At 45.5% G+C, this 8,855-nt stretch carries 13 protein-coding genes; 12 read left to right on the forward strand and 1 reads right to left on the reverse strand.

Features of this window, described 5'->3' with window-relative positions:
* The first annotated feature begins 32 nt into the window (after window positions 1–32).
* The 3 genes from MNV_RS18230 to MNV_RS19155 all read left to right on the forward strand — a co-directional run bounded on the left by MNV_RS18230 (window position 33) and on the right by MNV_RS19155 (window position 1,715).
* Window positions 33–722 (forward strand): IS1634 family transposase, encoded by a 690-nt coding sequence (locus MNV_RS18230; RefSeq protein WP_096207369.1) that lies wholly within the window; start codon window positions 33–35, stop codon window positions 720–722.
* A gap of 291 nt (window positions 723–1,013) precedes the next feature.
* Window positions 1,014–1,277, forward strand: coding sequence for a hypothetical protein (locus tag MNV_RS18235; protein ID WP_096207370.1), 264 nt, complete (start codon window positions 1,014–1,016; stop codon window positions 1,275–1,277).
* A 231-nt stretch (window positions 1,278–1,508) separates the two neighbouring features.
* Window positions 1,509–1,715: a hypothetical protein gene (locus MNV_RS19155; RefSeq protein WP_143311906.1), complete on the forward strand. Its 207-nt coding sequence runs from the start codon at window positions 1,509–1,511 to the stop codon at window positions 1,713–1,715.
* An 88-nt stretch (window positions 1,716–1,803) separates the two neighbouring features.
* On the opposite strand, the gene eif1A is transcribed toward MNV_RS19155, so the two are convergent.
* On the reverse strand, window positions 1,804–2,115 hold the full coding sequence (gene eif1A / locus MNV_RS18240; protein WP_179294083.1) for a translation initiation factor eIF-1A: 312 nt from the start codon (window positions 2,113–2,115) through the stop codon (window positions 1,804–1,806).
* A 339-nt stretch (window positions 2,116–2,454) separates the two neighbouring features.
* On the opposite strand from eif1A, the gene cfbC reads away from it, so the two are divergent.
* The 9 genes from cfbC (at window position 2,455) to MNV_RS18285 (ending at window position 8,839) form a co-directional block, all read left to right on the forward strand.
* Window positions 2,455–3,279, forward strand: a complete 825-nt coding sequence (cfbC, locus tag MNV_RS18245) for a Ni-sirohydrochlorin a,c-diamide reductive cyclase ATP-dependent reductase subunit (RefSeq protein ID WP_096207371.1) — start codon at window positions 2,455–2,457, stop codon at window positions 3,277–3,279.
* Between the two features lie 4 nt (window positions 3,280–3,283).
* A complete protein-coding gene (locus MNV_RS18250; protein WP_096207372.1) occupies window positions 3,284–3,601 on the forward strand; it encodes a P-II family nitrogen regulator in 318 nt (105 codons plus the stop codon).
* A gap of 8 nt (window positions 3,602–3,609) precedes the next feature.
* Window positions 3,610–3,987 carry a P-II family nitrogen regulator gene (locus MNV_RS18255; RefSeq protein ID WP_096207373.1) on the forward strand — a complete coding sequence of 126 codons (378 nt, stop codon included), beginning with the start codon at window positions 3,610–3,612 and terminating at the stop codon, window positions 3,985–3,987.
* A gap of 164 nt (window positions 3,988–4,151) precedes the next feature.
* Window positions 4,152–5,522 (forward strand): nitrogenase component I subunit alpha, encoded by a 1,371-nt coding sequence (locus MNV_RS18260; protein ID WP_096207374.1) that lies wholly within the window; start codon window positions 4,152–4,154, stop codon window positions 5,520–5,522.
* Window positions 5,523–6,839: a nitrogenase component 1 gene (locus MNV_RS18265; RefSeq protein WP_096207375.1), complete on the forward strand. Its 1,317-nt coding sequence runs from the start codon at window positions 5,523–5,525 to the stop codon at window positions 6,837–6,839.
* Window positions 6,840–6,848: 9 nt separating this feature from the next.
* Window positions 6,849–7,124 (forward strand): 4Fe-4S binding protein, encoded by a 276-nt coding sequence (locus MNV_RS18270; RefSeq protein ID WP_096207376.1) that lies wholly within the window; start codon window positions 6,849–6,851, stop codon window positions 7,122–7,124.
* Window positions 7,125–7,266: 142 nt separating this feature from the next.
* A complete protein-coding gene (locus MNV_RS18275) occupies window positions 7,267–7,656 on the forward strand; it encodes a CBS domain-containing protein (protein WP_096207377.1) in 390 nt (129 codons plus the stop codon).
* Window positions 7,653–8,354 (forward strand): type 1 glutamine amidotransferase, encoded by a 702-nt coding sequence (locus MNV_RS18280; RefSeq protein ID WP_096207378.1) that lies wholly within the window; start codon window positions 7,653–7,655, stop codon window positions 8,352–8,354. Before MNV_RS18275 ends, MNV_RS18280 begins: the two co-directional genes overlap by 4 nt.
* An 11-nt stretch (window positions 8,355–8,365) precedes the next feature.
* Window positions 8,366–8,839: a sulfite exporter TauE/SafE family protein gene (locus tag MNV_RS18285; RefSeq protein WP_096207379.1), complete on the forward strand. Its 474-nt coding sequence runs from the start codon at window positions 8,366–8,368 to the stop codon at window positions 8,837–8,839.
* Window positions 8,840–8,855: the final 16 nt, after the last annotated feature.

Here is an 8,855-nt window from a genome sequence, read left to right on the forward strand (position 1 = left end):
AATTATGAGGATTTAGGCACGTACGAAAATCGGTGTTAAAGAAAAAGGTATTTGCCTGCGAAAAAGATGCCCTGACTGAAGCATCCCGGATGAAAGACAAGAAAAAAGTGCTCTACCATTCTCTCAATTTAGATGTAAAAAAGATTGAGGTTCCTGTAAAAAGAGGAAGAGGAAGACCACGTAATGATGAAAAAGTACAAACTTTGGAGAAATGGATGATAGATGCGAGCTTTACACTGTCCTCCGATAAGATTTCCGAGAGACAAAAGAGCGAGAGCCGCTACGTCCTTGCTACAAGTATTCTTAATAAGGAAAGGCTTCCTGATGATGAGTTTTTAAAGGTGTATAAGGGTCAGGCTGGAGTGGAATCGAATTTCAAATGGGCGAAAAATCCGGCTGCTGTCGCTCCTATTTTTCTTAATAATGAGAACAGGATATTAGCTTTGGGTTTTGTGTATCTTGTTGCTCTTATGGTTTACACGCTTATGGAGAGGATGATCAGGAAAAAATTGAAAGAAGAGGGAGAGGTGATTGAAGGGAATAAAGGGATGACAGATAATCCAACAGGACAGGTGCTTTTCAAGAATTTACGTGGTATATCGGTTGCGATTTTTACTATAGGAGATAAAATATATAAAAATACAACTAATCTGACTGATATGCATAAACTGATTGTGTCCTTGTTTGGCTTTGGTATGCAGATATATCAGCAACCAGCTTAGATTCGTCCCGCATTTAGACCTGCAGGCAAAAGGTTGAGTGCAGACTCTGAGTTTTTCCTCGTAGAAGGATTCTGTAGGCACTCGTAATACACTCTCTCTTTAAAGCCCAGGTTCACTGTTTCTAAGATTTTCTTTCTATTCTCACAATATTGAACTGCAAGTCAATCAAGTACGAAAAATGGTATCTATCAACGGCTACCTCTTGAATGTGAGTTAAAAAACTACATTATGTAGATTTGTTAATTTTTTTTGCTCATGGCTTTATCATGTAGTAATTACATATTAAGTAACATGGTCAGCATAATCGATAAATTCCTCCATGAACTCAAAATCAATGGCACGGCAGAGAAAACCCTAACGGATTATAGTAGATTTTTAAAGAATATCAATAAGGTTAAGTCGCTTGAAAAGTGGGATAAATCCGATGTGAACAGGTACATTATGGAAATGCATGGCGAATGTTTGATCGGAACAGTTGAAATTTGCAAAGTCAAGCTAAAGCGGTTTTTTACATGGGCGGGCAAATCTGAGCTCGTAAGCCATCTTAATACCTGAATGCCTGCGAATAACCTGTACAGGTCGGTGCCGTAAAGTCTGCGGTTGATAACATACTGTCCCCAGGATAGTAGAATAACCACTACAAATGGACATTATCAGTTGCCGTTTCACTTCTAAAGAGAAATACATATATTTGATTTTGTTCAACCAACCGCTGACTTGGCAGAACCCCCGATTAACATAACTATATAGCTCTTGGAAATGATTACATCCCAGGAGGTAGAAAAAATGATTTTTAAAGAAGATTGTGCCGATTTTGGGTACTCAAAGGATGATATTACTGAACCTGGAGTGGAGCATAGAAGATATATGAATATTCCCAATTGTAGAATACATAAAATGTCTCTATGCGGATGTTCTGAAAATTGCTCATATTATTCAGGCAATGTTTTAGCCGTGCCCGAAGGAAAAGGTTTGCTTCCTTTTCCTGGTTGAATCCTTGGTCCGCATGCGGAGTTTCATCGGGCCGGTCACCCGTTCAACTAAAGCTCCTTATCGCTGACCATATCACGATGTTAGATTTTTAAAATCCCTTGCGCTCAAGCCAGTTCGCCTGAGGAGGGGTATATTTCCAAATAATATCAGCCTTTTCATTCTGAAAAGACCATGGGACGATAATGATTACATCCCCCTCGCGGATCCATATCCTTTTTTTGATTTTACCCGGGATGCGGGTGAGCCTTACAACACCATCCATGCACCTTACACGCAGTTTATTTGCCCCCAAAATGCTTTCAACAGTACCCAGGATTTCGTTCGCGCTTTTTTGTGGAATGCGAACTCTGGTAAATTCCTCCGGCTGCTGATTACTGTTACTGTTTATCTGTCTATTCAATTATATACCTCATGATTCTTGTCATATAGGCATATAGGTCTCAACCATATGTAAAGGTTACTGATTGTTCGGCATTACGCTAATGATTAATACTTTAATATTTTGAGGTGCTCAGATCGGGTAGTTACTTTAGCCATCAATATCGATTTCGATTTTTAGTGAATTGATTAGAACCTTAACGCTCTCTACAATTTTTTCCAGGGATTGATTTAACAAAATCACCATACACAGATGTGAACTCAGGGGGGGCTATCAACATATCCTTAATTTTTATACTGAAAATGTTTAAATATAATTAAGTCACCAGTAGGCTATTGTTTACCTGTATAGGAGGAGGAAATGAGACAGATAGCAATATATGGAAAAGGCGGAATCGGTAAGTCCACAACAACACAGAACCTTACCGCAGCTCTTGCTTCTATGGGCAAGCGCGTAATGCAGATAGGCTGTGACCCGAAGGCGGACTCGACAAGGATGCTGCTTGGAGGAAAAGCACAGGCAACAGTGCTTGATACCATGCGTGACAACGGTACAGGCGGAGTGAAACTGGATACCGTGAGGCACACAGGCTATGGTGGAATAAAATGCGTTGAGGCAGGAGGTCCAGAGCCCGGCGTTGGTTGTGCAGGACGTGGTGTAATCACAGCAATAAAACTGCTGGAAGAGCTTGGTGCGTATAACGAAGACTTCGATTTCGTCTTCTACGATGTGCTCGGAGACGTTGTGTGCGGCGGCTTTGCCATGCCAATACGCGAAGGATACGCCAAAGAAATATACATCGTGGCAAGCGGAGAACTCATGGCGCTTTATGCTGCCAATAATATTTGCAAGGGCATAGTTAAATTTGCAGAGAACGGCGAAGCACGCCTCGGAGGTATAATATGCAACTCGCGCAACGTGGACAATGAAAGAGAACTTCTGTCGGAGTTCTCAAAAAAGATAGGCTCACAGTTAATCCAGTTCGTCCCCCGCGATAACATCGTGCAGAGGGCGGAAATCAACCGTAAGACCGTAATTGACTTTGACCCGGCGTGCACACAGGCTGAAGTTTACCGTTCCCTTGCGAGAAACATAATCGGGAACAGGAATTTCGTAATCCCGAAGCCCATGGCTATGCAGGAGCTTGAAGACATGATGGTTGAATTCGGTATTGTTGAGAGGTGAGAACATGAAGATGATCCGTGCAATAATCAGACCGAACAGGGAAGAGAAAGTTGTGGAGCGCCTGGAAAAAGAAGGGTTTTATTCCCTCACCAAAATGAATGTATTCGGACGCGGCAAGCAAAAGGGAATCAGGGTAGGGACAGTATGTTACGATGAACTGCCCAAGGTGATGCTGATGCTGGTCGTGGAAGACGGGGACGTTCCAAAGGCAGTGAACGTTATCCAGAACAGCGCAAGAACAGGGAATATCGGGGATGGCAAGATTTTCGTGACCGATGTTTCAGAGGTTTACACTGTAAGGACAGGCGCATCCGGATTATAGGTGAGATCATGAAGGAAGTTATCGCTATAATCAGAAGGCACAGGTTGCAGGAAACAAAGGCAGGGCTTCTGGGGATTGGCATTCCCGCCCTTACTATGGTGAGCGTAGAAGGGCGCGGCAAACAGAAGGGGCTGCCTGGCTGGAATTATGAGCTTGATCCCGCGCTTACCGATATAGGGGAGAAAAATACCGGTGTTAGCATGCGCTTTGTCCCGAAGAGGATGTTATATACAGTGGTAAAGGATGAGGATGTCCCGAAAGTGGTTGAGACCATAATCAGGACAAATCAGAGCGGGCATATCGGAGATGGCAAGATTTTCGTGTGCCCTGTAGAGGACACTGTAAGGGTGAGAACAGGAGAGAGCGGAGAACGGGCATTGAAGTAAAATCGATTGAGTCTTGAAAAACCACAGAGCGCACAGAGAACACAGAGAAAAACAATATCTCTCTGTGAACCTCTGTGTACTCTGTGGTCGATTATCCTTTCAATGACTCATTTATCCAGAATAAATTGAAAAGTCACTAAACTGACAAAAAGGAGAACTAAAAAATGACGACAATATTACCGCAATGTGACATACCTATACCGCAGCGTCAGCCACATATCGTATGTCATGAGCCCGGGAATATGATATTGCCCATGTGCAATATCCAGACAGTACCGGGAGATATGACAGAGCGCGGCTGCACATTCGCAGGGTGCAGGGGCGTGGTGGGCGGTCCGGTAAAGGATGTTATTCAATTGGTGCACGGTCCAATAGGGTGCGCCTACTATACGTGGGGAACGCGCAGGAACCTTTCAGATATGAAACTGCACAGGAAATACTGCTTTTCCACGGATCTGGCAGAGGAGAGCGTGATATACGGAGGCGCAAAAAAGCTCTACAACTCCATAGTAGAATCGCATGGGCTTTTTCCGGAAGCTAAGGCAGTTTTTGTCTATTCTACATGCGTAGTTGGGCTCATTGGCGATGATACCGAAGCAGTATGCAAGCAGGCTCAGGAAAAGATTGGAATACCTGTTGTGCCGTTCCACTGCGAAGGTTTCCGCGGAGTAAGCCAGTCATTAGGGCATCACATAGCCAACCGCACTCTATTTGAGAAAGTGGTAGGAACCGGTGAACCTGATGAGACCACGCCTTACGACATGTGCATAATAGGTGAATTCAATATCGACGGGGATGCCTGGATTGTCAAGCCTCTCTTTGAAAGGATGGGTGTGAGAGTCCTTTCTGTTTTTACAGGTAATGCTTCGTACAGCGATCTTCCGCCAATGCACAGGGCGAAGCTGAATATCGTGCAGTGCCAGAGATCGTCCACTTATATTGCCAGGATGATCCAGGACAAATACAATATTCCCTATATCAATGTATCCCTGTTCGGCATGGCACAGACGGCAGAGGCACTTCGCGATGTGGGAAAGTTCTTCCATCTTGAAGAAAACGCGGAAAAAGTGATCGCAGAGGAGCTTGTAAAGTACATGCCCAAAATCGATTACTATCGAAAGAAGCTTGAGGGCAAGAAATGCTTCATATACCAGGGAGCGCCGCGAGCCTGGCACTGGATTGAGCCGATGAGAGAGCTGGGTATTGAGACCGTTCTCACGGCAACCACATTCGGTCACAAGGACGACTATGAGAAAATCCTGTCCAGAGTGGCACCGGGGCATATATGCATCGATAATCCCAATGCGCTTGAGATAGAGGAATACCTGGTCAAGCTTAAGCCCGATTTCTTTATCGGCGGCTTGAAGGAGAAATATCTGACATATAAGCTTGGCATTCCTTTTATCAACGGACATTCCTACGAAGAAGGGCCCTATGCCGGATTTGAAGGGTTCGTGAACTTTGCAAGAGATATCGATGTTGCAGTCAACAGCCCTGTGTGGAAATTCATAAGCAAGCCGCTGGAGGCGAATTAAATGGTTCGAAGTGTTGCGATCAATCCGCCCAAGATGTGTCAGCCAATGGGCGCCATACTTGCCTACATGGGGGTACACGGCTGTGTTCCATTAGTGCACGGCTCCCAGGGATGCAGCACGTACCCCCGCTATAACATCGCGCGCCATTTCAGGGAATCAGCCGAGGTAGCAGTTTCTTCGCTGAGCGAGGATGCTGCTGTGTACGGCGGGGCAAAGAACCTGACGGAGGCGATAAAGAACATAAAATCAAGGCTGAACCCTGAGGCGATAGGTATCTGCACCACATGCATGAGCGAGACCATAGGCGACGATGTGAAACTGATATCAAAGAAGGCGCTGCAGGATGATCCGGTGAAAATATTCCCTGCATCTACGCCAAGCTACGTGGGCACGCATCTCACGGGTTATGATAATGCCCTGCGGACGCTTGTGGAAACGCTGGCAGTAAAGGGTGAAACCAACAACAAGATAAACATAATCACGGGCATAATCAATCCCGGCGATATCAGGGAGATAAAGAACATGCTGAGGATAATGAATGTGAGTAGCATATTCCTGTCCGATATCTCAGATACCCTTGATTCCCCCATACTGCCCGGAGGGCACAAACCCATGCTCCCTGAAGGAGGAACAAGTCTTTCCGATATAGCAGACTCAGCCAATTCTCTGGGCACAATAGCGATATGCAGGGCAGCAGGTTCAGCAGCTACGTATCTCAAGAATAAGTTCAATGTTCCTGCGGTACTTGACCCGGCGCCCATAGGCGTAACCAGCACGGACAGGTTTGTCCGGAATATCAGCCGCCTGGGCGGAGCATCAATTTCCCCTGAGATCGTAATTGAGCGCGGTCGCCTGATAGACAGCATGGTTGATGTGCATCATTACATGTTCGGCAGGAAGGTTGCAATATTCGGAGACCCGGATATTGTCTCTGCAATAGTGCGATTCTGCGCCGAAGCAGGGATGGCTCCCACAGTAGCGATGACAGCAACAAGGCATAAGGACTTTGCGCCCGATATAAAAGCTGTGAACAGCGAATACAAAACAGACACACAGATTCTTGAAGGCACCGACCTCTATGAGTTCCATGAAGTTGTAAAAACCCACGGCGCTGAACTAATAGTGGGCAACTCAAAGGGGAAGGACATTGCTGATGATGAGAACGTGCCTCTTGTCCGGGTGGGATTCCCCGTGTACGACCGCGTAGGTGTATATCGATATCCGATCATGGGCTATAATGGCTCGATATACCTGCTTGACCAGATGACAAACGCAATACTCGGGCACAGGTACGACCCCAATAAGCTGCACCAGTGAGGTGGAAATATGGAATACATTACTGGAGCAACAGCTTCAGGCGGGAGCTGGATTCCAACCTTTGTGGTCAGAAGCAATATCAACGACTGCGGATGCTGCGGTAAATGCTTCAAGATATGCGGACGCAGCGTGTTTGAGTACATAGACCATCCTGACAGCGATGACCTGTGCGGGGCAAAGGTAATGACTGTAAAGCATCCTGAGAACTGCATCGGCTGCGGCGCATGCGCGCGGGGGTGCCCGAAGAAGAATATTGTTTGTGAGCCGAAGGTCAGGGTCGGGTGAGAATCGGATAATATGGAACTCACACCGCGAAGTTTGCAAAGAATATCAACCACAGAGGACACAGAGTTCACAGAGAAGTGTTTTTTCTCTGTGTCCTCTGTGAACTCTGTGGTTTTTGCAGTATGATAGAGGTTACATAACAATGTCCAAAATAAGCCACATCCTCTTGAAAAACCCAATCATAGTTCCCACAGGTACAAAGCTCAGCGAAGCTGCACAACTCATGAAGAAAAATAAAATTGCAAGCGTGCTTGTCAGTAAAAACGGCAGGCTTGCTGGTATTGTCTCTGTGGAAGATATCATGCAGAGCGTAGCAGAGAAAATAAAACTGGATATTTCAGTGGAGGAAATCATGCACTCACCCGAACTAACGATTGATTCAGATAAATGGCTCACAGATGCCATTGCCATGTTCGAGCACTGCAAAGCGGCACATATAGCGGTGGTAGAGCATGGAGAGAAAATAGGCATAATCAGGGCTGAAGATGTACTGCATACGTACAGGTTTAATAAGCAGGAGGAAAAAAGATGAGGCTCCATTCCCTGGAACATGAACCCTTCGAAGGTCTGGCAAATATCGAAATTTGGGCAAAGAACAGAGGTCACGGCATTTCAAGAACATTGCTATTCAATAACGAAGAACTCCCTGATATGAACGATTTTGACTGGCTGGTCATTATGGGAGGATCAATGAATATCTACGAGGAAGAAAAATACCCGTGGCTTAAGGAGGAGAAGAATTTTATTACAGAAGCTATTGCGAGCAAAAAAATAGTTTTGGGTGTATGCCTTGGTTCTCAATTGATTGCGGATGTTCTTGGCGGCAGGGTCAGCAGGAACAGATATAAGGAAATCGGCTGGTTCCCAATCTCATTGACCGCGGAAGCAAAAAAATCTCCGGTTTTTAATACTTTTCCGGGTACGTTCACAGCCTTCCACTGGCATGGTGATACATTTGAAATACCACCAGGGGCTGCAAGGATAGCTGAAAGCGAAGGATGCGCGAATCAAGCCTTTGAATACGGGAATGTGATAGGATTGCAGTTCCATATCGAATATTCAGTTGAAAGTATCAATCTCATGTTCCAGAACTGTGAAGATGAACTCGTGGATGGGAAATACATGCAGAAGCCCGATGAGATCGTACCACAGAACAGCAATGTGATGGAAACGCAAAAACTGCTGGATATACTACTGGATAATATGGAAAGAGAGTTCAGCAAATCTTAACATCATGCGATATGGATGACATAATATTTCTTTCCATACTCATCTTTGCGGCTGGATTACTCTATTCCTCGGTAGGTCATGCCGGTGCTTCCGGGTATCTGGCTGTGATGGCACTGTTCGGTCTTGCTCCTGACATAATGAAGCCTGCGGCTCTCTTATTGAATATCCTCGTTGCGTCAATCGCTTCTGTGCAATTCTACCGGGCGGGGTATTTTTCGTTGAATATCTTCCTGCCGTTTGCTGTAAGTTCTATCCCGTTCGCGTTCATCGGCGGCACTTTATCTCTTCCGGGCTCTTTCTACAAACAAGTCGTCGGTCTTATCCTGCTGTTCGCAGCATACCGGCTTTTTCAATACAGGAGCCCCGCGACTACTGACGATGTTAAACCGGTTCCGGTCTTCCGGGCGATTCTTTTTGGAGCAGTAATCGGGCTATTATCCGGGGCAGTAGGTGTGGGAGGCGGTATATTCCTAAATTCCCGTTAAATTAGGCACTATATAA

This window comes from Candidatus Methanoperedens nitratireducens (assembly GCF_900196725.1).
Classification (GTDB): Archaea; Halobacteriota; Methanosarcinia; order Methanosarcinales; family Methanoperedenaceae; genus Methanoperedens; species Methanoperedens nitroreducens_A.

Coding starts and splice junctions, on each gene's coding strand:
- MNV_RS18280 (WP_096207378.1), top strand. CDS start 7,653: ATGAGGCTCCATTCCCTGGAACATGAACCCTTCGAAGGTCTGGCAAAT.
- MNV_RS18260 (WP_096207374.1), top strand. CDS start 4,152: ATGACGACAATATTACCGCAATGTGACATACCTATACCGCAGCGTCAG.
- MNV_RS18275 (WP_096207377.1), top strand. CDS start 7,267: ATGTCCAAAATAAGCCACATCCTCTTGAAAAACCCAATCATAGTTCCC.
- MNV_RS18250 (WP_096207372.1), top strand. CDS start 3,284: ATGAAGATGATCCGTGCAATAATCAGACCGAACAGGGAAGAGAAAGTT.
- MNV_RS18265 (WP_096207375.1), top strand. CDS start 5,523: ATGGTTCGAAGTGTTGCGATCAATCCGCCCAAGATGTGTCAGCCAATG.
- MNV_RS18235 (WP_096207370.1), top strand. CDS start 1,014: ATGGTCAGCATAATCGATAAATTCCTCCATGAACTCAAAATCAATGGC.
- MNV_RS18255 (WP_096207373.1), top strand. CDS start 3,610: ATGAAGGAAGTTATCGCTATAATCAGAAGGCACAGGTTGCAGGAAACA.
- MNV_RS18270 (WP_096207376.1), top strand. CDS start 6,849: ATGGAATACATTACTGGAGCAACAGCTTCAGGCGGGAGCTGGATTCCA.
- MNV_RS18285 (WP_096207379.1), top strand. CDS start 8,366: ATGGATGACATAATATTTCTTTCCATACTCATCTTTGCGGCTGGATTA.
- MNV_RS19155 (WP_143311906.1), top strand. CDS start 1,509: ATGATTTTTAAAGAAGATTGTGCCGATTTTGGGTACTCAAAGGATGAT.
- cfbC (WP_096207371.1), top strand. CDS start 2,455: ATGAGACAGATAGCAATATATGGAAAAGGCGGAATCGGTAAGTCCACA.